We start from the raw sequence: 22,906 nt of genomic DNA, 5'->3' as shown, positions 1-22,906 counted from the left end.
AGATCCGGAAGGAACCCCCGATGCGCTTGAAATACGTCCTGTCCGAGGTGATGGTCGGGCTGTGGCGGAACGTGACCATGACCATCGCGATGATCATCACGATGGCGGTCTCGCTCACCATGCTGGGCGCCAGTGGCCTGATGTACCTGCAGGTCGACGCCATGAAAGACGCCTACTACAAGGACATCGAGGTGTCGATCTTCCTCGACGCCGCGGTGACCGAGGCGCAGCGTACGGAGTTGCAGGCGTCGCTGGAGAACGACCCGTTGGTCCGGGCGGTCAAGCACGAGACCAAGGAGGAGGCGTTCCAGCGGTTCCAGCAGCTCTTCGCGGACTCGCCCGACCTGGTCAAGGCGGTCCAGGCCGACAAGTTGCCCGAGTCGTTCCGGGTCAACCTGGTCAACCCCGAGCAGTACCAGCAGATCTTCGACCGATACAAGGACACCGAGGGCATCGACGACATCGTCGACCAGCGGCGGTTGCTCGAAAAGATCTTCAGCATCCTCGGCGCCGTACAGACCATGGCCCTGGTGTCGGCCTCGGTGATGGCGATCGCCGCCCTGTTGCTGGTCGGCAACACGATCCAGGTGGCGGCGTACAGCAAGCGGCGCGAGGTCGCGGTCATGAAGCTGGTCGGCGCCTCGAACTGGTTCATCCAGGCACCGTTCGTGCTGGAGGCGGTGGTCGCCGGCATGCTCGGCGCGATCATCGGCTTCGGTGCGCTGGTGCTCGGCAAGGTCTTCCTGCTGGACGGTTCGCTGCGGGACCTGACCGACCTGCTCACCCCGATCGAGTGGAGCACCGTACTGCTGATGTTCCCGTTCATGGCGGGCGTCGGCGGTCTGGTCAGCGCGATCACCGCCTGGGTCACGCTCCGCTTCTACCTGCGGGTCTAGGGCCGTCCGCCGGGCTTCCGGCGGGCAGCACCGATCCGGTCCGCGAACACGGCGGGGCCGACCCGACCCTGGCTACCAGGGTCGGGTCGGCCCCGCCGTCGTCGCGGACCGGCCCGTCCGGCCGCTCCCCGGACGGGCGCCGGACGGGCGCCGGACGGGCGCCGGCGCGGCGGAAACCCGGGCGGGGGGCCGGCGGCGCCGAGGTAGCATTGCGCGGTTGATCCACGAGTGAGAGGGGTGTGGCGCGGATGCCACGGGAGAAGGGGCGCAAGGTCGTCGCCTCCAACCGGAAGGCGCGCCACGACTACGCCATCCTCGACACCTTCGAGGCCGGCATGGCGTTGACCGGTACGGAGGTCAAGTCGCTGCGCGCCGGGCGGGCGTCGCTGGTGGACGCCTTCGCCCAGGAGCGCGACGGCGAACTCTACCTGCACGGGATGCACATTCCGGAGTACACCCAGGGCACCTGGACCAACCACGAGCCGCGGCGGACCCGCAAGCTCCTGCTCAACCGGATGGAGATCAACCGGTTGATTGGGAAGTTGAAGGAGAGCGGCCTCACCCTCGTGCCGCTCTCGCTCTACTTCTCGGACGGTTGGGCCAAGGTGGAGATCGGGCTGGCCAAGGGCAAGAAGTCCTACGACAAGCGGCAGGATCTCGCCAAACGCGACGCCGAGCGGGAGATGCTGCGGGTGTCGGGCCGGCGCGGCAAGGGGATGGAGTGATCCGGCGCCCGTCGCGACGTGCGTCCGTATTGTCGGGAATCTAGCGATCCGGTGTGGCTGTCCGCCCCGACCTGACGCGCCGGGCCGGTATCCGGGATGAAGTCCGCCGGGCGAGGCGTTAGGCTTAGGGTGACCGCCGATCAAGGTGGTCACCGGAAACCCGCCGGTACCGCCGGTGGGACGCAGGGGGTGACTGGTTTCGACTTCGTACGTTGCGGCAGGGGAAGCGAGCCGAGGAAGCCGACGTCGTCTCGAGAATCGGTCGTCGGAAACCAATAAGCGCCAAGCACAATCGCGCTGACTTCGCTCTCGCCGCCTGAGGCGAGTAGTGAGTCTGTCGGCCTGGGAACGCCTTCGTCCCAGTTAGCCGGCATCAGCTAGGAGGCTGGCCAATCGAATCCGGTCGCGGGGTTCGTGCGGCGAGATTAATCAGCGGCTGGGCCCGTCACACCGACTCGCTCGCGTGATCGGAGGGGCCGAGTAGAGGCATAGCGAGCTGCGCTCGGAGAAGCCCTGGTAAGACGCCGAAGGACCCGGGTTCGATTCCCGGCACCTCCACGACAGCGGCTGCGCCCCGGTCACCTTGACCGGGGCGCAGCCGCTTTTCGGGATCTCTGATGTGACCATCGGGACCGGCGCGACGGCTGGGGCCGATGAGGCAGATGAGGCCGGCCGGATGCCTGGACACCGGCCACTGGCCGGGCCCACCATCGGGACATCCGATGCAGGTGCCCTCCGGGAGGTGTCATGCCGACCGACCCGAACCAGCACCAGTCACCGATCCCCGGCCGCATCGTCCCGCCGGTCTCCGGCGCCGCGGTCCCGGCTCCACCGATTCCCGCCCTACCCGTCTCCGGGCTGCCCGTCCACGCTCCGGTGACGGCCGTCCAGGCTCCGGTGGCGGCGGCGCCGGACGACGTGCCGGCGCTGCGGGTCGCGCGCCGCAACCGGGCCGCGTTGCTGGGCGAGATCCACTGCCTGGAACAGGCCGTCGCGGCACCGGGCCGGGAACCCGGTTGGCGAGGCCGGGTGGGTGCCCGGCTGGGCGGTCTGCGGGGCGCGTTCGCGGCGCACATGATGGTGACCGAGGGCGCCGACGGCCTCTACGCGGAACTGCTCGACCACGCGCCGCGGCTCGCCCGCGGCGTACACGTGCTGATCCGCGAGCACGCCGCGCTGGCGGCCACGATGGCCGCGCTGCAACGCCGGGTCGACCTTCCGGAGACCTCTGTGGAACAGGTACGCGGCTGGGCCGGCGACCTGCTGCGGGAACTCTCCCGGCACCGGCAGCGCGGCGCCGACCTGGTCTACGCGGCGTACCAGACGGACATCGGCGGCGAGACCTGACCGATCGGGCTGGTCGGGCACCCGGGTCGTGGGCTCAGGGCAGCTCGATGGGGAGCTTGATCCCCTCCAGGCTGGCCGGGCAGGGGCAGGTGCGCTCGGTCGAGAGCCGGCCGATCGCGTCGAGCAGAAGCTCCCGCAGGCGTGCGGTGTTCTCGCCGAAGACGCGGAACACCTCCTCCTGGGTCACCCCGTGCTCGCCCTCCACCCCGGCGTCGAGATCGGTGACGAGCGCGACAGCGGTGTAGCAGAGCGCGAGTTCGCGGGCGAGCACCGCCTCCGGATGCCCGGTCATGTTGATGACCGCGCCGCCGATCGCCGAGTACCACCGGGATTCGGCCCGGGTGGAGAAACGCGGCCCCTCCACCACGACCATGGTGCCGCCGTCGTGGGCGGCGATGTCGTGGTCCCGGGCCGTCGCCAACACCGTGCCACGGCCGACGGGGCAGTAGGGGTCGGCGAAGGAGACGTGCACCGCCCCCTGGTCGTAGTAGGTCTGCGCCCGGCCGTTGGTCCGATCGATGAGCTGGTCGGGCACCACGAACGTCCCCGGGCCGAGCTCCGGGCGGAGCCCGCCGACCGCACAGGGAGCCAGGATCTGGCGTACGCCGATCGACCGCAGCGCCCAGAGGTTGGCCCGGTACGGGATCAGGTGCGGCGGATAGCGGTGGTCCCGCCCGTGCCGGGGGAGGAAGGCGACCGTACGGCCAGCCACCTCCGCGATGGTGACCGCGTCGGAGGGCTCCCCGTACGGCGTCGAGATCCGGTGCTCGGTGGCACCCTCCATAAGGGCGTAGAGGCCGGATCCGCCGATCACGGCGAGTTCTGCCTGCGGGCGCATGACCCCTGCCTTTCTCCTCCGGCTCGCGGCTCGCCGGGAAAGCGCTCTGTGGACTAGCCCCACAGACCTTAACCAGCGCCAGTTGCGCAGGCTATGGTGCGAGGCATGGCGTTGACTGCGCACACGTTCGCGACCGCTCGTCGAGGCTCCAGGGGCCAGGCGGGCCACCCGGTGGGCACCCATCCCGAGATCAGCCGGCTCACCGGGCTCGCGTACGGGTAGCGGGGTGACTGGCGTGCATGGCGAGGGGCAGGCGATCGGGGGGCGGTCTATGGAGTCGATGACCGGGCAACTGCTGGTCGCGACCCCTGCGCTGAAGGACCCGAACTTCGACCGTACGGTCGTGCTGATGGTCGCCCACGAGCCCGGCGGCGCTCTCGGGGTGGTGCTGAACCGGGCCACCGAGGTGCCGGTCTCCGAGGTGCTCGGCCCCTGGGGCGGGCTGGCCCGGGATCCGGCGGTGCTCTTCGAGGGCGGGCCGGTGCAGCCCGAGTCGGCGATCTGCCTGGCCCGGATGCGGACGCCCCACCAGCGGGTGAAGGGCATCCACCAGGTCTCCGGCGCGGTCGGCACGGTGGACCTCTCCGTCGACCCCGACCGGCTGCGGGAGGCGGTCAGCGGGATCCGGGTCTTCGCCGGCTACTCAGGCTGGTCTCCCGGCCAGGTCGAAGAGGAGATCGCCCGCGGCTCCTGGTTCGTCCTGGACGCGCTGCCCGGCGACGCCTTCATGGAACGCCCGGATGATCTCTGGCCGATGGTGCTGCGCCGCCAGGGCGGGATCATGGCGGCGGTCGCCCACTTCCCCCCCGACGTGACGCTCAACTGATCTTCCGGCTCGGTGCCCCCTCGGATGACCGCCCCGGGGAAGCTGTGTAATATTGCGCGGGTGCCCGGGAGACCGGGCAGGCAAGGGGCCGTGGCGCAGCTGGTAGCGCACCACACTGGCAGTGTGGGGGTCAGGGGTTCGAGTCCCCTCGGCTCCACCTTGTTCCACCGCAGGTGGGAGATCGGAATCCATCGACTTGGTTCGATGGATTCCGATCTTGTGCTCACCGTCGTGCTCACAATGATCCGTTACGCTGATTCCCATGGCGCTCGGCTGTGAGCACGGGAGGAACAGGTGGCGGTCTGTAATCCAGGTACAGGGCTAGTTCCTGACGCCCCGTCGTACCCGACGCGTAGCACCTCGACGGCCCCACGCGGGTCGACGATGAGAAGGGCCGCTGCGCGGTCAGATTTCCACCTGTCCCCCCGTAACGCCTCCGCTCGCCGCTTCTGCGGTACCTACGCGGGATGGCCCTCTCAGCCGTAGCGCTCCCGATAACCCTGGCCGCTCACGATGAGCGCGGTGAGATCACCGCGCTCCGGATCGTCGCGCCCAGGCATAGAAGGCGGTCCCGGCCACGTGCTCCACCACCTGACCGGGACCTTGATTGGACTCAGGAGGTCCAACCCATGAACCACCCTAAGACCCGACGATCGCGGACCGCTCAACCGGTCGCATTCGCGATTGTCCCGGCAAGCCGTCTAGCCGCGTACGAGCCGGCCTACGGCCGGTGGGCCGTCGCCCGTCGGGCAACTGCGGATGAACGCTTCTACGCCCACGCCTCGCTGAACGGGGGCGTGCGATGAGCGTCCGACAAGATCCGAAGCGGAGCACCTGGTACTACGTCATCGATCTGCCGCGCGGAGATGACGGCAAGCGTAACCAGAAGTTTGTCCGTGGGTTCGAGACGGAGAAGGAGGCGCTAAAGGCCGAGGACTTGGCTCGCAAGCAGTTCGGCCAAGCCGAGTTGGCGGCAGACGGGACGGTCGCCGCAGAACTGGTCAAGTGGCTGGAAGAGCGCGAGCTAGACGTTGCGGTGACGACGTTGAGCAACTACCGCAACGCGATCATGAAGTACATCATTCCACGGCTGGGTGCTCGGCGACTGTATGACCTGGACAAGCAAGTCATCAATGACTTCTATCGTCATCTATTGAAGAAGGGGGGAAGGAAGGGTACAGGGCTATCCGCAGAGACGGTCAGGCACGTCCACCGCACACTGATGAAGGCGCTCAAGGACTTTGGTGTCGTGATCGATGGCGTCCGGCAGCCTCGCCCGGACGAACGCGAGGAGTATGGCCGTAAGGGGATTTGGACGGCGAAGCAGTGTGCTCAATTTCTGGAGTATGTCGCCGGTGACCGGCTCTACGCAGCCTGGGTGCTCGTCATCGTGGCCGGTATGCGCCGCGGAGAACTGGCCGGGTTGAAGTGGCCGAAGATCGACCTGGAGCGCAAGATCGTTCATGTCCACTGGCAGCGCGCAGTTGCGTCGGGCGAAGTCGAGGGCGGTGTCGTCGAGAAGGCGCCGAAGGGCAAAAGCAAGAGGACCATTCTCTTCGGCTCTGCGCTGGGCATAGTGCTGTCGGATCACCAGCGCCGACAGCAGAAGGAGATGGCCGACGCTGGTCTGTTGTACAAGGAACTCGGGTACGTCTTTTGTAAGGAAGACGGCACGCCTTACCACCCGAAGTATTTTACGGACCGCTTCCGGGCTCTCTGCATTGCCGCAGGTGTACCCGTGATCGTGTTGCACGACGGGCGCCACACATCCGCGACCGTTGGTGCCGATCATGGGGTGCCGCGACACGCAATGCAGAAGCGGCTGGGTCATGCGCGGGCGAGGATGACGGACGAGGTCTACACCCACGTTCTACCGGAGTCGGAGCGACGATCCGCTGAGATCATGGAAGAGACGATCCTGGGAAGGCTTGCCCACCAGTAATCAAGGCGATACGGACGACGGGGCGGAGTCTCAAATGGGCTCCGCCCCTGCCGTGCTTCCGTCGATGCCCCTATGTCTGCGGACCGATCAACTGATTCCTCGTGCCGCCCGCCCTCCTGGCGGACGTACGGTGCTTGTATACGCGTGGGCCGCCGGGTGGGAGACCTGAGAACGCAAGGCGGTGGCTAGCCTTCGCAGCCGTTCAGCAGCGAGTTGCGCGGCGCGGGCCTGGTGAAGCCTGTCCTGGGCCTCGCGTATGGCGGCTAGGTTGTCCGCGATCATCGACATGCGCAGTACCAGTTGCAGCGCGGCGGCGGTGTCATGCTCGCTGGTGAGCCGGCCTGCTGCTGAAATGAGTCGAGACATGGACCGGAGCTGACCCGCAGCAGGATGCAGGGAACGGGGACGTCGTCGGCGTGGCTCGCGTGCCGCCCGGTCGAAGGTTTCCGAGGCGTCGGTGAGGTGCCCACCTTTGCGGCCCTCGAACGCCCGCGCCGTGGACGCTAGGACGTCGGCTGCGGCCTCGGCGAGGGATGCGATGTCGTCCTCGTCGCCGATTCGGTCAGCCGTGAGGTGACGGGCGCCTTTGTCCGCCGCTGCTGTTGCCCGACGGAACGCGTTCGTCCGGTGCTGGACCCCTGGGCGCCCCGGGTGCTGGGCGCTGCCGTGCGAGATCGTTCCGGAGCCTGAGCCCCAGCGTCGTCGGAGCTGGGGGAGGGTGAGATCCGGGGCGAGCCGGCCGCCGCCGTACCAGACGGTGTCGCCGGTGCTTGTGTGGTGGTCGGGGAGTCCGACGGCGTAGCCGGTGACCTCGTCCGGGTTGGCGGTGCTGTGCCGGAGCCGCACGAGAACACCCGCCGATTGGAGGCGGTCGACGAAGTCGTTCTCGTCGGCCGCTGCGGCTGCGGCGGCACGTACCTCGCGGCGGAGCCTGTCCCTGGGAATCTCTGGCTGGCCCTGTCGGTGGGACTTGTTCTGCTCGGCGGCGGTAGGTCGGCGGTGGCTGGTGTGGTCGACCGGGCCGACCTGGTGCAGGCCGTAGCGTTGTTCGAGGTCGCGGGCGGCGGTCTGGGCCTTGAGGCGTTCGTTCCAGGCCCAGACGGCTTCGCCGTCCTGTCGGACGAGTGTTGCCACGATGTGGATGTGGTCGTCGGCGTGGCGGACCGCCACCCATCGCACGGCATCTGGGTCGCCGTGCGGGGCGATACCGACGGCGGCGACCATCTCGGCGGCGATGTGCGCCCACTGGCTGTCACTGAGGATCCGGTCGGTGATGTGGTTGCGGACGGAGGCGTGCCAGACGAACTTCTGCGGAGGGTTCTTGCCGGCGCGGACCGGCTGTTCGAGCAGGCGGGCCAAGGCCCGGACGTCGTGGCGCCCGGATGCTTGGGTCGGCGGTTCCAGAGACGGTAGTTGGCTGGGGCCGGACCATGCAGCGACGAGGTGGGGGTTGACGTGTTCCTCAGCCTTCCCCGGGCCGAACAGGTAGCGGAGTAGGCCGCCTACATTCGTGCCGCGGGGGTGGATGGCGGGGATCAGTGCAGCCGCCGGTCGATGTCGGCCACGAGGGCGTCGAGTTTGTCGAGCGCCTGCACGCACCGCCTGACGGCGTGGTCGAGCCATACGGGCGCCTCGCCGGTGGCGTTGAATGCCGTGGTGGCTTGATTGAGGTTGGTGCCGGTGCGCGTTACGGCGGTCCGAGCAGCGAAAAGTTCCCGCTGCATGGTGGCGAGCTCTGCTCGGGTGACGCCAGTTCCGGCGATCAGGCCGCCAGGTGCGGTGTTGCCCCTGGCGGCGGCCAACGCGGCATCGGCGCAGAAGCCGGTCGGTGTCAGCCCGGCGCGGGCAGCAGCTGTCACCACGTCGCCGTGTTCGGCCTCGTCGAGTCGGAGGTTGATCCGTTGCCGCCGGCCAGGGAACTGGTGACGCCGGTCAGCGCCACGTGGGCTTGACGTGTCGCCGGTCGCTGCTCGCGTACGGATGTCCACCCTCGTCGCCTCCGCTTCGTACGTTCCTGCGTCCGAACGTGCGGCGGCGGGGTTATCGGAGACGCTACGGGCAGCGGTTCCGGCTTGGTTCCGGTTCCGCTTCCGGTCGTGCGTCACAGCGGAAGCAAGAGCCCACAACCGGAAGCGAACCCGCCAGACCGTCCCGCCGAGGGCGGAAGCGGAACCAGTCGAAATTGATCCGATGCGATGTAAGGCTTCCGCTCTGCAAGGCGGAAGCCTCCCAGAGGGTCGCAGGCGTGGTCGAGGTCGTGCGTGAGGGTATCGCTGTGTAGCCGAACGCTACGATCCCGGGGTGACAGAGCTGGAGTCCCTTGAGCACGAGCCGATCCGGGTACCGGTCCTGTACCAGCTGGGCTGGTTCCGATGGCTGCCACATGCGGCACTTGATTTCGAGATGATCCTGAATCAGTTCTCCGAGATCGCCCGGAGTGAACTCCTGGCTGCTCAGAACATCCTGCACGCTCGCCGCATTGGTATAGATCTGGACCGAGGCGAGGATCCCGAAACGCTCGTGGCGAGCCTTCCCGAGGCACCTGCATGGGAGCCAGCGGCGCCGCCGTCAGACGATGACCGCGACCCCGATGACCCAGATCATGATCCAGTCCAGGCGTTCGAGGAAGAGGTTGCCGAGCGCGCGGCGCGGGTCGCTGAGTACGACGTGCTGACGACGCGGATGGGTCTCGCGCCAGTCCGTACCGCAGAGCAGGTGCTCGACCTGATGGTCGCCGTAGGTCTCGTCCAGGCTGAGGCGCGTGGCGATGAGGACGTGCTGCGCCTGGCTGCCGATCCACCGTTGCCGACCGAAGCGCTTCCCATGACGCCCGAGGAGCGGGCGGCCGAGGACCGTGTGCGCTGGCAGTCCCGGTACGCCCGGCTGTCCCAAGCCGTCCTGCGGCAGTTCCTTGATGAGGACGGCGCCATCGCGCAAACCTCGCTGCCCTCCAGCCTTGACCGCCTCGCCGCGGCAACTGCCAGTGACCCAGAGGATGTGCGGCACGCCGTGCTGGTGCTGCTCGACGAGGGAGACTTCGCCGCGTTGCGCCACGGTAGGCCGGCCGACGTTGAACGCCTGGAGTCTCACCAGCGATTCGACCTGGTGCTCGATCCAGAGCGCTTCTACGCCGACAGGCTGTCGATCCAGCTGAACAGTCCTGTCGACCGCCCGGAAGCCTGACGTAGCGGCGCTACGGTGCCCACCGCGCTCCCCTCTTCACTGACCCCGCCGGGTCAGTGCTCCTACCGGTTGCCGGATGTGCCGACCGCGCTCGGTCGGCACATCCGGTGACCGGTACTACAACTTGCTCCGCCCCTCCACGCACCCGGGCTCCGGACTGGGACGGCGCAGCAGCGGCCGACTCGAATCACCGATAGGGCGGCGGTGTCCGACAACTCGATCTTGGGTCGCGCTGCCGAGGCGACTTGGCTGTCGGTGCCGAGGGGTGCAGTGGTGGCCAACGGAGCTGTGGTCGTTCCCCGTTTCTGCAGGTCAGATGACCTGGGAGGCTACCGCCCTCGACATTGATGCGGTATCATTACAAGTGGAAGGAGATCGAATCCTTCCGGACAGAATCCAGACCCCTTCCGGAGGTTCATGTGCCCCGTAGCGCTTCGGCTCCCGAGGAACGTTTCGACGTGATTCGCGCAATCCTGGTGGACGCTCGACGTGAGATCGCGGCTGCCATCGAGACCGTGCACCCGGCTGCTGCCCAATGCCTCCCGGTGCCCGAGTTGGTGGTGCCGGACATCAACGGCTTCACGGCCGTCTCTTCTGCCCTGAATGCCAACCTGTTCACAGCCAACGGCGGAAGGGCTGTGGCCTGGGTTGTGGCCCGATCTGGTTGTCCGCACGGCTCGGGGGCTGCCGTGGCCGCCTACGAACTCTGCTACGCCTGGTATCAGCTCATCAATGCCGGTCGTTCGCACATCGAGTCGACACCCGGTTGGACCAACTACATCGAACGGCTGTTGGAGATGCTGCCGGGGCGCATCGCTCGGCTGATCGGCACAGCCGCTCGCGTCGATCCGGGAGAGGCTGTATCGACCACCGATCGGCGCCAGTCCTAGATGCGGCATCATTACAAGGAGTGGGTGACGATGAACCTGATCAAGGAAACCGTGTTGTTCCGCTGGCAGTTCTGCGGCGGCGCCGACGAGGACTCCGCCGACGAGGTGCGTGCCTGGGCCGGCGCGCATGGGGACGTGTGCCTAGCGGTGGCCCTCCGCTCACCGGACGGCGGATGGCATCTGGGCTCCGGCGACGTGTGGTCGCCCGACCTCAGCGAGATGGATCTGCGGTTCAGCTCCGCACGCGCGGCGATCGAACACCTCGCAGAGGCCAACGCGGTGGCCCTTGTGCAGGCCGTTTGCCGCTGCGGCACACCGGCCGACTGCGACTAAACCCGTCGCCTTTGGTGCCCGTTAACCGCTGCCACCGGCCGCTCGTACGGCTCTGACCTCCCGACGTGTGTGGCCTACGGGTGTCGCTACCACCCGGCTCACGTCGTCACCGACAACCGCCAGACAGAAGGATCGTCCATGACGGCTCAAGGCAAGAAGACCACCGCCGGCCTGGTCCTCGGTGACCGGATCCTCATCACCGACGACCCGGCCAAGGCATCGACCCGCACTCGGGGCGACTGGCACCCGAGCCGAGTCAAGACCGGCGCGACCGCAGCGACGGTCCTCGACAAGGAGGCCCTCTCCGGTCGGCGCGCCCGCTACAACGTCGTCACCGACGCCGGCACGGTGCAGGACCTTTCCGGCGGACAGACCTTCCTGCTCGCCCCACCAGCACCATCATCCAAGGCGACGGGTACGGAGACGGACAGCATGATGGTGCTGCCGCACACCGGGCTGCGGGCGCCGCACGGACGCTTGCGCGCGCGAGACCTGCGGCAGCGCGACCTCGGGGGCTCCAGGGTGGGATACAGCGCCGTGCTGTATCTCGATGAGCAGGTTGCCGGCCGAATCCTCAACGACTACGGCACCGATACCTGGTTCGAGCCCGTCGAGGCCACGCCGTTTGACCTGGCGGAGTTCGTGGGGCAGTGCCGCGACGAGGCCGGTGCGGCCGTGACCGTCGAGACCGTGTTGGACGCCCTGATCGATGAGCAGGAGACAGCCGACGCCGTGCGTCAGGTGTTGACGAGGGGCCTGACGCCGGTCCGCCTGCTCACGCCGATCCAGCCCGCCGGGCAAGGCCACGGCCGCGTCAAAAGCCCCCCATTTGGCGCCGCTGCACCGGCCGACCCGACCTGGTGGGCTGCCATCGTGCGGGCGCTTCATCACAAGCGGCTCCTGAACGACGGCGAGACCTACCAGATCTGGACCGGACAGGTGTGGGAAGCCCTTCCGTCGATCGAGAACGTGACCAGGGTCGAACGCCCCGGCGGTGTGCAGTGACCGGCCAGGAATCCGGCGACGCCGAGCACTCGAACCCTGCGCCGGCCGAGAACGTGATGCCCACCCGCCAGTCCGCGACCTACATCGTCCTGACCCCCCTGCGCCCAGACGCCGGCCTCATCGTCGGAGGCGTGTGGGCGGTCGCCCACGCGGAGATCACCCGGCGTCTGCACGGCCCCGCCGTGCGCGATGCCCTCGTCGCGGTGTACGTCCGCATGGCCGACGCGCTGGTGCCGGTCGACGTGGAGACCGCCGAGCTACCCGCCGCCGACGGGATGGCCCGGTATCGGATCCGCACGTGGATGCACCAGCAACTGATAGGTCAGTGCGAGCTGGAGATCTCGCTGGACTGAGCGTAGCGGTGCCGGCCCGCGCGGTCTTGCGTCGCGCGGGCCGACACCGGGGCTCCAGGCCGCTACAACCCGAGCCCGGCGTACCGCCAGACGGCTCGCACGGGCCAGCGTAGCCGCTGCGGCCCGTAGCGCAGCTCATCGCCCTCCCACCCCCTCACCAACCGCCGCCGACGCGGTGGGCCAACCGTGCCCGCTGCCGTCGCAGTCGCTGCTGCCCGCACACTCCTTGGAAGGACCTTCACCGTGACGCTCCCTGCTCCCATGACGGCCACGGCCACCGCGACCGCCGTCGAAGACGAGCAGTTCGATGACGAGCAGTTCGAGGATGAACTGCTTCGTGTCGACCCCGCGACCCTGGTCGTAGGCGCCAACGTGCGCCTGGACCCACGGTTGCGCAAGACCTACGTGGAGAACGTCCGCACTCGTGGCGTCCTGGAGCCGGTTGTCGCCTACCGCGACGACCACGGCCGCCTCGTGGTGCTGCGTGGGCAACGCCGGACCCTCGCGGCCGTGCAAGCCCAGCGCCCGTGGGTGCGGGTGATGGTGGTCCCCAAGCCGGACGAGGCCGATCGGCTGACCGACCAGGTGAACGAGAACGACCAACGCGAGCCCCTCACCGTCGCTGAGCGCGTGGCCGCGTACGACCAACTCGCCCTGTGCGGTGTCCCGGCCGGGGAGATCGCCAAGCGGATGTCCACGAGCCGGCCCGTGGTCGACAAGGCGCTCACCGTGGCCCGCAGCAAGCTCGCCCGCGGCGCGACCCAACGGTGGGAGTTCCTGAGCATCGACCAGGCCGCAGTGGTCGCGGAGTTCGAGGACGACGCGGAGGCGGTCAAGCGGCTCGTGGTCGCCGCTCAGCGCGGCGGATTCGACCACGAGGCGCAGAAGTTGCGTGACGCCCGCGCGGAGGAGGCGGCGAAGGCCGAAGCCGCCGCAGCCCTCGCCGCCGCCGGGATCACCGTGGTTGACCGGCCGTCGCGGAACGACGAGAAGGTCAAGCGGCTGTCGGAGCTGAAGCACGGCGAGGAGCAACTCACCGAGGACAACCACGCCTCCTGCCCGGGGCACGCTGCCTTTCTCGACGACGAATGGGTCCACCCGGACGAGGACGATGCCGACGAGGACGACGGGGACGATCCGTGGGGCGACGACACCCCAGCCGAGGCAAACGAGGACGCTGAGGACCCGGAACCCGCGCGCCCGTACCGCGCCTGGCTGCCTGAGTACGTGTGCACCGACTTCGCCGCCCACGGACACGCGCCGCGCTGGCGGGGGCACGACTCCGGCAGCGGACGCAAGACCGTCACGGAGATGACTGACACCGAACGGGAGGAAGCCCGCGCCCAGCGCCGTGACGTGATCCAGTCCAACAAGGCGTGGGACAGCGCCGAGACGGTCCGCCGGAGCTGGCTGCGCACGTTCCTCGCTCGCAAGGCCGCGCCGAAGACGGCCGCCGCCTTCATCGCCGGCAGCCTCGCCCGTACCGACCACGCCGTCACATCGGCGCTGACCGGCGGCAACCAGCTGGCCCATGACCTGCTCGGCCTGCCGGACCAGGCTCCCACGCTCGGCCGGCGAGCCCCGGCGATGGTCGAACTCGTCGGCAAGGCCAGCGACGAGCGCGCCCAGATGATCGCGCTGGGCCTGCTGCTCGCCGCGTACGAAGAGGCGACGAGCCGCAACTCGTGGCGCACCGTCAGCGACAGCACCACCCGCTACCTGCGCTATCTCGAAGCCAACGGGTACGAGCTGTCCACGGTCGAGCTGCGGGCATGCGGTGAGTCACCGCTGCCGGCCACCGACGCCAACCCCGGCACCCTGGCCGCCCCCGAGGCGTAGCCAGCCGCGCGGCTCTCCGGCCGCCGCCTAGCGGTGGCCGGAGGAACCGGCGACCAGCGACGCCAATGGCGCCCAGGTCGACCTGCCCAGGGGCGGCGACCCGCCCGCTCACACCCCTCGAACAGATCAACGGGGGCACACCATGCTTGAACAACTCTCCCTGTTCGACCCTGCCTTCTGCCAGCGGTGGCGCGGCGGTAACCACACCTGGCGGCCGGTGCACGAGGGTGGCTTCGACCAGCGCCGCTACCGGCTGGAACCGGTACCGGAGGCTGCGGCCCGCCGATTCGTCGCCGAGCACCACTACAGCAGGAGTTTTCCAGCCGCCCGGATGTCCTTCGGGCTGCTCGAAGGCGACCATCTGGTCGGGGCGGTTGTGCTCGGCGTGCCGATGCACCCCGCCGTGCTGACCAAGCCGTTCCCCACCCTCGGACCCGGCCGGGCTGCCGAGATCAGCCGCCTTATCCTGCTCGATGAGGTGCCGTCCAACGCGGAGAGCTGGGTCCTGGGCCAACTGTTTCGGCTCGCCGCCGAGCAGGGCATTCGCGGGCTCGTCGCCTTCTCCGACCCGATGCCCCGGATCCTAGCAGGCGAACTCCTCATGCCCGGACACGTCGGGCACGTGTACCGCGTTACTCGCGGAAGGTACCTGGGGCGGGGAACCGCCAGGACCATCACGATCCTGCCGGACGGCACCGTACTGACAGCCAGAGCGGGCCAGAAGGTGCGCGCCGGGGAGCGCGGGGCGTCGGGTGTCCGGGCTCGGCTCGTGGCTCTGGGCGCCCGCCCGTTGCCAGAGATGGTGGCCGAGTACGCGCGGGCCGGCATGGACCTGACCCCCGGCGAGTGGCTGGAACTCGCCCTCGCCGGGATCGGCGCTCGGCGGGTCCGTCATCGCGGCTGCCACCGCTTCGCCTGGCCGGTGGGGGACAGGGGCTGGCGCAGGCGTTGCCCGATCGGCCTGGTCGAACTGCCGTACCCGCTCGCGACGGACCCGGCGGTGACCCTGTGACCCCGCTGCGGACCGAAGCTGACCTGCTGCGCACCCTGGAGCGTGGCTGCTACACCCTGCCCGAGCTGTACCGGCTGGCCGAGCAGGCGGGCCTGGCCGACCGGGCGGACGGCCGCCGGACCATCCAGGATGGTCAGGCCCAGTACAAGCGGCGACTGCGCTCGGCGCTGCACGCCTTCAAACGGCAGGGCCGCGCCCGGCCGGCGGGTACCGGAAAAGCCGTCTGGCTGCTCGAAGGCTCGACCACCCGGCCGCGCCGGGCGCTGCTGATTTGGCTGCCCGCCGACCCGTCGCACATCGAGCTGGTGCTCGGCGCGGCGGCCACCGTGCTGCGCGATGCGGCCGAGCCGATCGACCTCATCGTCGCGGACCCGCCGTGGGCGCTCGGACGAGGTGACCACCGTTCTGCCTACCGGCGCACGTACGGCCGGAACCAGGACCAGGTGATGCCGGGATACGTGGACGTTGACCCGGCCGCCTACGCCGCGTTCACCTCGGAGTGGATCGGGGCGGCCAGCACGGCGCTTCGCCCCGGCGGCTACCTCGCTGTGGTCACCGGCGCCCAGCAGGCAGCGCGGGTCCAGGTGACGGCCGAAGACGCGGGGCTCACCTACGTTAACTCGATCGCCGTCGCGCGCAGCTTCGGTCTCTACACCCGGCGCCGCTTCGTCCACCAACACCACCGGGTGACGCTGCTGTGCAAGGGACCGCTCACCGACCCCGCCCGGGTGTTCCACCTACCGCCGGAGATGCCCCGAGGCCGTACCGGGCAGATCTACGCCACGGACCTGTGGACCGACATCCCCGAGCAGCGCCGCCGGAACCTCCTGCGCTACGACAACTCGCTGCACCCGGCGCTGGTGTCCCGGGTGATCCGGGCCACCACCGACCTCGACCATCTGGTCGCGGACCCGTTCCTCGGCTCGGGCACCACCGCGATCGCAGCCCTCCAGGATGGGCGACGCTTCTACGGCGGGGACCTGAACGCGGAGAGCTTGCGCCTGACCATGGGGCGCATTCTCGCCGAGGTCGTGCCCGTCCTCCGGCCCGAGACCGAGCAGCTCACGCTCTTCGACGCGCCGGCCGGAGCGCCGGCATGACCGTCGACACGATCCGCCGCGTCACCGTCCCAGCCTCCGGCGTCTCCCCGCGACGAGCTGCGGAACTGCTGGCGTTCCTGGGAAAGCAGAACCTGACGCAGTGGCCCCCACCGCCACAAACGGCGCAGGAGCGTCGCGCCCGCTGGGACGCGCACGCGGCCCGGTTCGGCCTCGGCCCCGAACGCGTGGGCACGCCCTGGGGGCCGGTCACTCCCTGGACCATCAGCGAGTCCCATCCCGACGCCGCGCGCCGGACCACCTTCTACCTCGGGGTGGGGCATCCCCATCGGCTGAACGAATCACCCGTGCCGCTGTTCCTCTCGGCGACCACCCTGTCCAGGTACCGGCGGCGCGGCGACGACTTTCCGGTACGGATGAACGGGGCACCGTGGGCCGGTGACTCCGGCGCCTACGCCGCACTGATCCTGCGCGCCGATCCGGAGGGACACCCCTGGTTCGCGCACCCGGACGAGTACGGGGCCATGTGGACCCGCTTCCAGGAGGACGTGGGACCGCCCGATGCCGTCGGCATCCAGGACTGGCCCTGCGAACCACAGTGCCTGCGCCGCACCGGAGCCACCGTGCGGGAGCACCAGGAAGCGACCCTGACCAACTACCTCTACCTGGCCGAGCAGTTCCCGCACATCCCGTGGCTGCCGACGTTGCAGGGGTGGCATCCATGGGAGTACGTCGAGCACCACCGCATGTACCAGGCCGCAGGGGTGAACCTGGCCGGCATGCGCGTTGGTGTCGGCAGCCTGTGCCGGCGTGGCTCCCAGCGTGAGGTGGCCCGCGTCCTGGGTACCCTCACGCCGCTGGACATGCGGATGCACGGATTCGGCGTGAGCATCAACGCGCTACGGCTCGTCGGCCCGCTGCTGGCCAGCTCCGACAGCCAAGCCTGGTCGGCCACGGCCCGAAGAGAGCGCATCCGCCTGCCCGGTTGCACCCATCTGAGCCGTCCGGACCCTGCGACCGGCTGCCGAGTTCCTACCGACTGCCGTAACTGCTTCCGCTACGCCTTGGCCTACCGAGAGGAGGTGATGGACGCCCTGCGGTACGCCGCACGCGCTACGTTCGCGCCGCCGACACCGCTGGTCGACCTGCCGTCAGTCCCGCCCCTGACGTCGCTGAGCGGCCGGCATAGAACATCGGCCCGGCGCTCCCGTCCCCACGCTCCGCACCCCGACCAGCTCACGCTTTTCGATGACCCGGGCGGCAACCTCAACTAAGTGCGGTATCATTACAAGTCACGTCGGGCGGTACTGCCCGACGCCAAGTCCTCGGGAGACCTCATGACAACGCGCGTGACGAGCCACCTCGACGGGGCCGGCCGCCGCGCCGGCCGCCTCGGCGGTTGGCCTGGTGACCCGCTCGCTGCCGCCGACCTCGGTGAGGTGTGGCTGCACCTGCCGACCGGGGCCGCCGGCCTGATCGTCATCCGTCCCCACCACGACAACGGCCCGGTCCCGGCCCGCGGGTTCAGCTTGCTGGAGGCGACCACGCCGGTACCGCTGCCGGCCGGGCATCCCTTCGCCCAGCGGACGACGGCCGAGGTGGAGGTTGTGTTGCGCGCGGAGGGCTGGTGCGTCATCAGCCGCGCCGACGCCGCCACCCGGCTTCGCGCCGCCGGGTATCGACTCGGCACCCGCCGGGCCGCCGGTCACCTGCTCTATGCCGATGACGCCGACGACACCACCTGGAGGGAGCACTGCTCCGGCTACTGCGTCAAGGCGTTCGCCGCGCCGACCCGCCCCTCGCCCGGCCAGCCGCAGGCGCGCTGAGCGGCACCAAGCGGAGCGTGCGGTCAGGGCGGCCCGCCGCCCCCCGGCTGGGAAGGGAAATCCGAGCACCGTACACCAGGCGCGTTACCCGTAGCGCTGCCGATAACCCGTAGCTCCCACGATAAGCCGGATGATCACCCACCGTTGGTGCCCCATTCGGCCCGTAAACGCAGCGGTTCCGGCCGGTGGAGGCAACCCACCGGCCGGGACCTTGATCGGACAACGGAGGTCCGACCCATGACAGACCTTACGGCTTCGACACCGCCGTTCCCTCGGCCCCCGATTCACCAGGTGCCGGCGCGGGGAGTGCTGGAAGGCCCGGTGGCGCGATGAGCACCGACCTGACCAACCTGGCCCGGACCGACCGGCGAGTCGCCCGTGAGCTGGCGACCGCCGAACGGACGCGGCTGACCGGCGAGCAGCGGATCGCCGACGAGGACGCGGCGGTGGAGCGGCGCCTGCGCGAGCAGGAGGGGCGGCTGCGCCTGGATGACCAGCGCGATCGGCAAAAGGCTGACCGCGCCGAGCGTCGCCGGAAGGAGCGCGAGAACCAGCGCGAGGCGAGGCGGAAGCGGCGGCAGACCCGCCGGCAGGACACGGCGGCCTGGTACGCGCGTCGCGTCGAGTACGTACGGGCCAACGCCGCCTCGGTCTACTCCGGCGTGATCTACGGCCTCGCCGTAGCGGGCGCCGTGTATGGGCAGGTCGATGCTGCCAGGATCAACGGTCTGCCCACGCCGATCGGCGTCGTGGCGGCGGTCGCCATCGAGGGCACGGGCCTGGCGATGGCCCTGACCGCACAGCAGCAGCGCCTCGCTGGGGAGCGGGCGCTCGCAGCGCGGGCGCTGATCTGGATATGCACGGCGGCGGCGGTCGCGATCAACGCCATCGGCCACCACACCGACCCGGTCAAGGCGGTCGGGCTGTCGTTCCTCTCGGCGCTCGGCATCATCGTCTACGAGGTCCGCAGCGGAGCCAAGCACAGGCCGACGCTGCGCGACCGGGGCATGCTGCCGCCACCACCAGAGCGGTTCGGATGGCGGCGGTGGCTGGTGGCCCCCCGCTCGACCTTCACCGCCTGGCGGTTGGACGTGCTGGACCGGCTGAGCCCCGGCGCGGCTGCGCTGGTCGCTCGTGCCGAAGCCGCTCGCCGTGAGCGCCGCCGGCTCGCCGCCGTCGAGCGCGACCGGGAACGGCGGGAGGCGCTCGCGGCAGACGTCCGGAAGCAGGCGCGCACCGCCGCCCGCAAAGCTGCCCGTGCGGGGGAAACCGGCAAGGCCCTGACGCTGCTGCTGCACCTTGCCCAGACCGGCACCTCGGTACCGTCACTGGCGCTACCCGGGCCGGCGCGCAAAGAGATGGAAGCGGCGCAGGAGGATGCCCGCCTGGCCCGCGTGGCGCTGACGGAAGCGGAAGCGCGGCTGCATGCAGAAGCGACGCGTCTCGCTCAGGCGGAAGCGGAAACCCGGGCGGCTCGGCAGGCAGCGGAAGCGGAAGCAGCGCGGCGAGCGGAAGCAGCTGAGGAGGCGCAACGAGCGACGCGGCGGGCGGAGCACGAAGCGGCCCTGCGGGCGGCGGCCGAGGAAGCAGCAGCGACTGCGCGAGCGGAAGCGGAGCAGGCGGCCCGGGGCCGGGGGCAGGCGGAAGCGGAAGCTCAGGAGTGGCGCCGGCGCGGCGAACTCGCGGAAACGGAGGTCGCCAACTTCCGGCTCAAGGGCAGGGAGCAGGCGCGGGTACAGAGGGACCTGGAGGTGCGGACGGCAACCGCCGAGCGTGCCCTCGCTGACGAACAGCAGCGCCGCGAGGCCGCGGAGGAGCAGATCCGCGGGCTCATGGAGCGGATGTCGCCACGCCGTCGCCGGACGTCGTCGAACGCGTCAGCGGGCGAGCCACTGATGTTCGACGGGCGGCCGGTACCGCAGGTCGACCGGATCAGCCCTGCCACCGTCCTGGCGGTGCTCGAAGCACACCGGGATCACCCGAAGGCGAAGCAGCAGGATCTGGCGACTTTGGCGGGCGTCACCGACCGGACGGTCCGGAGTGTGCTCTCTGCGGCATCGCGGCGAGAACTCGCCACCGCCGGCACCTGACCTGCACGTCACTCCCCGATTCGGCAACGCCTCCCGGGCTTCCCGGGAGGCGTTGCCCGTACTCACACCGAGCGCGATGCCATCGCCCGCCCGCACAGCCCCGCTGGCCCCGCTCGATCCGCCGCCCGGCCGACGCCAGAGCGTCGCCAGATGCCTGCGGATGCTTATTACACCTGGCCACGTGCGCGGAGGACGGTTCATGATGCGGATTGACGTGGTGCTTCCGGAAGCAGCGGAAGCAACCGGTGACGTTGCTGCCGGTACAGTGACCCTCACCCGCGACCGGAGCCGCCCGGCTGCGGCGAGCGGAAGCGGAAACGGCTGCCTGGCGGGCGACGCCGGGGCACAGCGGGACGTGAACGCAGGGGGACGCGTGGAGCTACGGGTGATCAACGGGCGCCCCTGCACCAACCGACGCGGAGCTGCTGAATACCTCGACCGGAGCCTGCACACCATCAACCTGGTCGCCTCACCCAAGCAACGCCCTACCACCGGCTGGCGGGAGCCCGTCGACGTGGTTGACGGCCAGGAGTGGTACGCGCTTGACGATCTCGACGCGTTCAACGCCTCCTACTTCCAAGTCAAGCGGACCGCTCGCATGGCGAGGGTGCACCAGGTCAGTCTGGAGGGCGATCCGGACGAGCTGATCACCGCCAAGGAATTCCGCACCCTGATCCGAGTCACCCACGGAGCCTGGTCCAAGTACGTGGAGAAGAGCGCCCCGGCCTGGGAAGAAGGTCGGGACGGTTACTTGATCAAGCCGGATCTGGAGGAGCCAGGCCGTCGCGGGATCATCCGCTCCTGGAAGCGTCACCGGGTCGAAAGCTGGATCAACAATCGCACTGGATCCGCGTCGAGCACCGGCCGGCCGAAACAGGACGCGCAACCGGGCGCCGGAGGATGAGCCCGAGCTACCCGTAGCACTGCGGCTGGTTGTCGTCACCGGCCACCTGATCCGGCTGCGCTACGCCTAGCTCAGGACATCGCAGGGGTAGCCCTGGCGCCACCCCGTCATCGGCACCGTCGCTGTTGTCGCAGACCCCAAGGTCGGCACCAGACAACAGCGGGAGGACCGATGACGACCAGTACCGCGACCACGCCCCAGTCCCAGGTCTGGACCGAACAGGCCGTGCGCGCCCTCGGCATGACCACCGACATCGAAACCGCCGGGGAGATCCTCGGCATCGGCCGAACCAAGGCGTACGAGCTGGCCAAGACCAACGAGTTCCCGGTGAAGATCCTCCGCATCGGTCGCCGCTACCTCGTCAGCATCCCGGCCCTGCTCAAGCTCCTCGACGTCGACTAGCCCCGCCGACCGGGATCCTTCGATGATCACCCGAGTGCACGCCCGCGGCACCCTCGTGGGCGCCGCGATCCGCCGCGCGTACGCCGCCCGCGACGTGACCGATCCGGCACCCCGGTTGGTCGCCGCCTGGGACGGCCACGGCGAACTGGCAGACCTGGAACCAGCGTCCAGACCGGGCGGCTACGACACCGCACACCTGGCCACGATGCTCACCGAACCGATGAGGGCGGGCGCCGCCGGCCCGGCCCGGCCGGTCTGGCGCTGCACCCTCGAACTCGACCCCGCCGAACGGCGGCTCACCCACCGGGAGTGGGCCGCCGCGGTCAGGGATCTCCTCGACGAAGCCGGCCTGGCGCCACACGGCGACCGCAACGCGGTGCGGTGGATCGCTGTAGCGCACGGACACGCACGGGTCGACATCGTCGCCACCCTTGTCCGCCAGGACGGCCGGACCGAACCGGCCAGCGACGATCGGCACCGCTGCGCGTACGCCATCCGCAGCATTGAGCGCCGACTCGGGCTCGCACCGCCTTCGCCGGAGCCAGGCGCGACAACGCCAGGCACTCCGCACGACGCACCGACACGACGCTCTACGCCCCCCTCGGCCCGTGACCGGCTGCGGCGCCAGGTCCGAGCAGCAGCCGTCGTCGCCACCGACGAGGACGACTTCATACGCCGGCTGCGGGCAGCCGGGCTGCGGGTGCGACTACGGCGCAGCCGCGCCGACAACAGCGTCACCGGCTACGCCGTCAGCCACCCCGCCCCGCCCCGCGGCGACCAACTGCGCTGGTTCGGCGGCGGTCAGCTCGCCCCCGACCTGACCCTGACGCACCTGCGTATCCGCTGGGCCCAGGCACCCCGCCCCTCTGAAGCCCCCGTGCCCACCACGCCAGAGCAGCGCGAGCACCTGTGGCAGGAGACGGCAGACGCGGTCACGAGCGCCACCAACGACCTCACCCAGCCGTCGCAACCGCTGTCCGCACAGGCAGCCCACGCCGTAGCTGACGTCCTGACCGCCACTGCGACGGCGGTTTCGGAACCGCAGGCACAGCGCCTGGCCGACACCGCAGAACTACTCCGTCACGCGATCGGTGACCGGCGTCGAACCCCACCCTCCGCTCCGGACGCCCGCGCCGTGCACCTGCGCTCCCTCGCCCGGCTGGTAGGGCTCATGGGACAGCTCAGCAACGGCCGCGACGGCATCGCCGCCGTCCAACTGGTCTACCTGCTGGCCGGCTTCGCCGACAACCTCGCCACCATCCGACAAGCCCAGCAACGCCGTAGCCAAGCCGCCGCGGCCTCCACCGCCGCGGCCCACCTGCACTCGACGGCCGCCGTCCACCGGTGGCCGCCCGCAGCGCCGGCATCCGAGCAGCCGCTAGCCATAGCCCCGCGACGGCCCACCGCACGGCCCACCCGTAGCCGCTCCCGGTAGCG

22 protein-coding genes, 1 tRNA gene and 1 other RNA gene are annotated in these 22,906 nt (G+C 69.7%); 21 read left to right on the top strand and 3 right to left on the bottom strand.

Annotated features, from left to right (window positions below; translation table 11 throughout):
* Window positions 1-20 precede the first annotated feature (20 nt).
* From ftsX to ACQEUR_RS13205, 4 genes are all read left to right on the top strand, one after another.
* Complete coding sequence (ftsX, locus tag ACQEUR_RS13220; RefSeq protein WP_433029943.1) at window positions 21-896, top strand: permease-like cell division protein FtsX; 876 nt, start codon at window positions 21-23, stop codon at window positions 894-896.
* Between the two features lie 248 nt (window positions 897-1,144).
* Window positions 1,145-1,621: an SsrA-binding protein SmpB gene (smpB, locus tag ACQEUR_RS13215; protein ID WP_433029941.1), complete on the top strand. Its 477-nt coding sequence runs from the start codon at window positions 1,145-1,147 to the stop codon at window positions 1,619-1,621.
* Between the two features lie 185 nt (window positions 1,622-1,806).
* Window positions 1,807-2,182, top strand: a transfer-messenger RNA (tmRNA) gene (gene ssrA, locus ACQEUR_RS13210).
* A gap of 186 nt (window positions 2,183-2,368) precedes the next feature.
* Window positions 2,369-2,968 carry a hypothetical protein gene (locus ACQEUR_RS13205; protein ID WP_433029939.1) on the top strand — a complete coding sequence of 200 codons (600 nt, stop codon included), beginning with the start codon at window positions 2,369-2,371 and terminating at the stop codon, window positions 2,966-2,968.
* 34 nt (window positions 2,969-3,002) lie between these two features.
* Here the strand turns inward: ACQEUR_RS13205 and ACQEUR_RS13200 are convergent, their stop codons facing one another.
* Window positions 3,003-3,806 carry an S-methyl-5'-thioadenosine phosphorylase gene (locus ACQEUR_RS13200; RefSeq protein WP_433029937.1) on the bottom strand — a complete coding sequence of 268 codons (804 nt, stop codon included), beginning with the start codon at window positions 3,804-3,806 and terminating at the stop codon, window positions 3,003-3,005.
* 235 nt (window positions 3,807-4,041) lie between these two features.
* Between ACQEUR_RS13200 and ACQEUR_RS13195 the strand changes: the two genes are divergently transcribed.
* From ACQEUR_RS13195 to ACQEUR_RS13185, 3 genes are all read left to right on the top strand, one after another.
* Window positions 4,042-4,632, top strand: a complete 591-nt coding sequence (locus ACQEUR_RS13195) for a YqgE/AlgH family protein (RefSeq protein ID WP_433030027.1) — start codon at window positions 4,042-4,044, stop codon at window positions 4,630-4,632.
* 84 nt (window positions 4,633-4,716) lie between these two features.
* Window positions 4,717-4,789, top strand: a tRNA-Ala gene (locus tag ACQEUR_RS13190).
* 645 nt (window positions 4,790-5,434) lie between these two features.
* Entirely contained in the window at window positions 5,435-6,574 is a 1,140-nt protein-coding gene (locus ACQEUR_RS13185; protein ID WP_433029935.1) for a tyrosine-type recombinase/integrase, read from the top strand.
* Window positions 6,575-6,661: 87 nt separating this feature from the next.
* Here the strand turns inward: ACQEUR_RS13185 and ACQEUR_RS13180 are convergent, their stop codons facing one another.
* Together ACQEUR_RS13180 and ACQEUR_RS13175 are read right to left on the bottom strand one after the other, a co-directional pair.
* Window positions 6,662-8,197, bottom strand: coding sequence for a relaxase/mobilization nuclease domain-containing protein (locus ACQEUR_RS13180; RefSeq protein ID WP_433029933.1), 1,536 nt, complete (start codon window positions 8,195-8,197; stop codon window positions 6,662-6,664).
* Window positions 8,110-8,562 carry a hypothetical protein gene (locus tag ACQEUR_RS13175; RefSeq protein WP_433029931.1) on the bottom strand — a complete coding sequence of 151 codons (453 nt, stop codon included), beginning with the start codon at window positions 8,560-8,562 and terminating at the stop codon, window positions 8,110-8,112. The genes ACQEUR_RS13180 and ACQEUR_RS13175 overlap by 88 nt, the downstream gene beginning before the upstream one ends.
* Window positions 8,563-8,875: 313 nt before the next feature.
* On the opposite strand from ACQEUR_RS13175, the gene ACQEUR_RS13170 reads away from it, so the two are divergent.
* The 14 genes from ACQEUR_RS13170 to ACQEUR_RS13105 all read left to right on the top strand — a co-directional run bounded on the left by ACQEUR_RS13170 (window position 8,876) and on the right by ACQEUR_RS13105 (window position 22,904).
* On the top strand, window positions 8,876-9,757 hold the full coding sequence (locus ACQEUR_RS13170) for a DUF6042 family protein (RefSeq protein WP_433029929.1): 882 nt from the start codon (window positions 8,876-8,878) through the stop codon (window positions 9,755-9,757).
* Between the two features lie 458 nt (window positions 9,758-10,215).
* Window positions 10,216-10,647, top strand: a complete 432-nt coding sequence (locus ACQEUR_RS13165) for a hypothetical protein (RefSeq protein ID WP_433029927.1) — start codon at window positions 10,216-10,218, stop codon at window positions 10,645-10,647.
* Between the two features lie 30 nt (window positions 10,648-10,677).
* Window positions 10,678-10,980, top strand: coding sequence for a hypothetical protein (locus ACQEUR_RS13160; RefSeq protein WP_433029925.1), 303 nt, complete (start codon window positions 10,678-10,680; stop codon window positions 10,978-10,980).
* Between the two features lie 138 nt (window positions 10,981-11,118).
* Window positions 11,119-11,985: a hypothetical protein gene (locus ACQEUR_RS13155; protein WP_433029923.1), complete on the top strand. Its 867-nt coding sequence runs from the start codon at window positions 11,119-11,121 to the stop codon at window positions 11,983-11,985.
* Window positions 11,982-12,338 carry a hypothetical protein gene (locus tag ACQEUR_RS13150; RefSeq protein ID WP_433029921.1) on the top strand — a complete coding sequence of 119 codons (357 nt, stop codon included), beginning with the start codon at window positions 11,982-11,984 and terminating at the stop codon, window positions 12,336-12,338. Before ACQEUR_RS13155 ends, ACQEUR_RS13150 begins: the two co-directional genes overlap by 4 nt.
* Window positions 12,339-12,581: 243 nt before the next feature.
* The gene (locus ACQEUR_RS13145) at window positions 12,582-14,177 is read left to right on the top strand and encodes a ParB/RepB/Spo0J family partition protein (RefSeq protein ID WP_433029919.1); all 1,596 of its coding nucleotides are present in this window, start codon (window positions 12,582-12,584) and stop codon (window positions 14,175-14,177) included.
* Window positions 14,178-14,319: 142 nt separating this feature from the next.
* Window positions 14,320-15,189 (top strand): hypothetical protein, encoded by an 870-nt coding sequence (locus tag ACQEUR_RS13140; RefSeq protein WP_433029917.1) that lies wholly within the window; start codon window positions 14,320-14,322, stop codon window positions 15,187-15,189.
* A complete protein-coding gene (locus tag ACQEUR_RS13135; RefSeq protein WP_433029915.1) occupies window positions 15,186-16,289 on the top strand; it encodes a DNA-methyltransferase in 1,104 nt (367 codons plus the stop codon). The genes ACQEUR_RS13140 and ACQEUR_RS13135 overlap by 4 nt, the downstream gene beginning before the upstream one ends.
* Complete coding sequence (locus ACQEUR_RS13130) at window positions 16,286-17,521, top strand: DUF7221 family queuine tRNA-ribosyltransferase-like protein (protein WP_433029913.1); 1,236 nt, start codon at window positions 16,286-16,288, stop codon at window positions 17,519-17,521. The genes ACQEUR_RS13135 and ACQEUR_RS13130 overlap by 4 nt, the downstream gene beginning before the upstream one ends.
* A 63-nt stretch (window positions 17,522-17,584) precedes the next feature.
* Window positions 17,585-18,073, top strand: a complete 489-nt coding sequence (locus ACQEUR_RS13125) for a hypothetical protein (protein ID WP_433029911.1) — start codon at window positions 17,585-17,587, stop codon at window positions 18,071-18,073.
* A 329-nt stretch (window positions 18,074-18,402) separates the two neighbouring features.
* A complete protein-coding gene (locus ACQEUR_RS13120) occupies window positions 18,403-20,163 on the top strand; it encodes a DUF2637 domain-containing protein (RefSeq protein ID WP_433029909.1) in 1,761 nt (586 codons plus the stop codon).
* 199 nt (window positions 20,164-20,362) lie between these two features.
* Window positions 20,363-21,067 carry a hypothetical protein gene (locus tag ACQEUR_RS13115; RefSeq protein ID WP_433029908.1) on the top strand — a complete coding sequence of 235 codons (705 nt, stop codon included), beginning with the start codon at window positions 20,363-20,365 and terminating at the stop codon, window positions 21,065-21,067.
* Between the two features lie 171 nt (window positions 21,068-21,238).
* Window positions 21,239-21,469, top strand: coding sequence for a helix-turn-helix domain-containing protein (locus ACQEUR_RS13110; RefSeq protein ID WP_433029906.1), 231 nt, complete (start codon window positions 21,239-21,241; stop codon window positions 21,467-21,469).
* A gap of 22 nt (window positions 21,470-21,491) precedes the next feature.
* Window positions 21,492-22,904 carry a hypothetical protein gene (locus tag ACQEUR_RS13105; protein ID WP_433029904.1) on the top strand — a complete coding sequence of 471 codons (1,413 nt, stop codon included), beginning with the start codon at window positions 21,492-21,494 and terminating at the stop codon, window positions 22,902-22,904.
* The last annotated feature ends 2 nt before the right edge of the window (window positions 22,905-22,906 follow it).

Origin of the sequence: Plantactinospora sp. CA-290183, from assembly GCF_050936375.1 — a bacterium.
Lineage (GTDB): Bacteria > Actinomycetota > Actinomycetes > Mycobacteriales > Micromonosporaceae > Plantactinospora.
The sequence above is the reverse complement of the archived record's forward strand: the minus strand, read 5'-3'. Positions and strand labels throughout refer to the sequence as shown.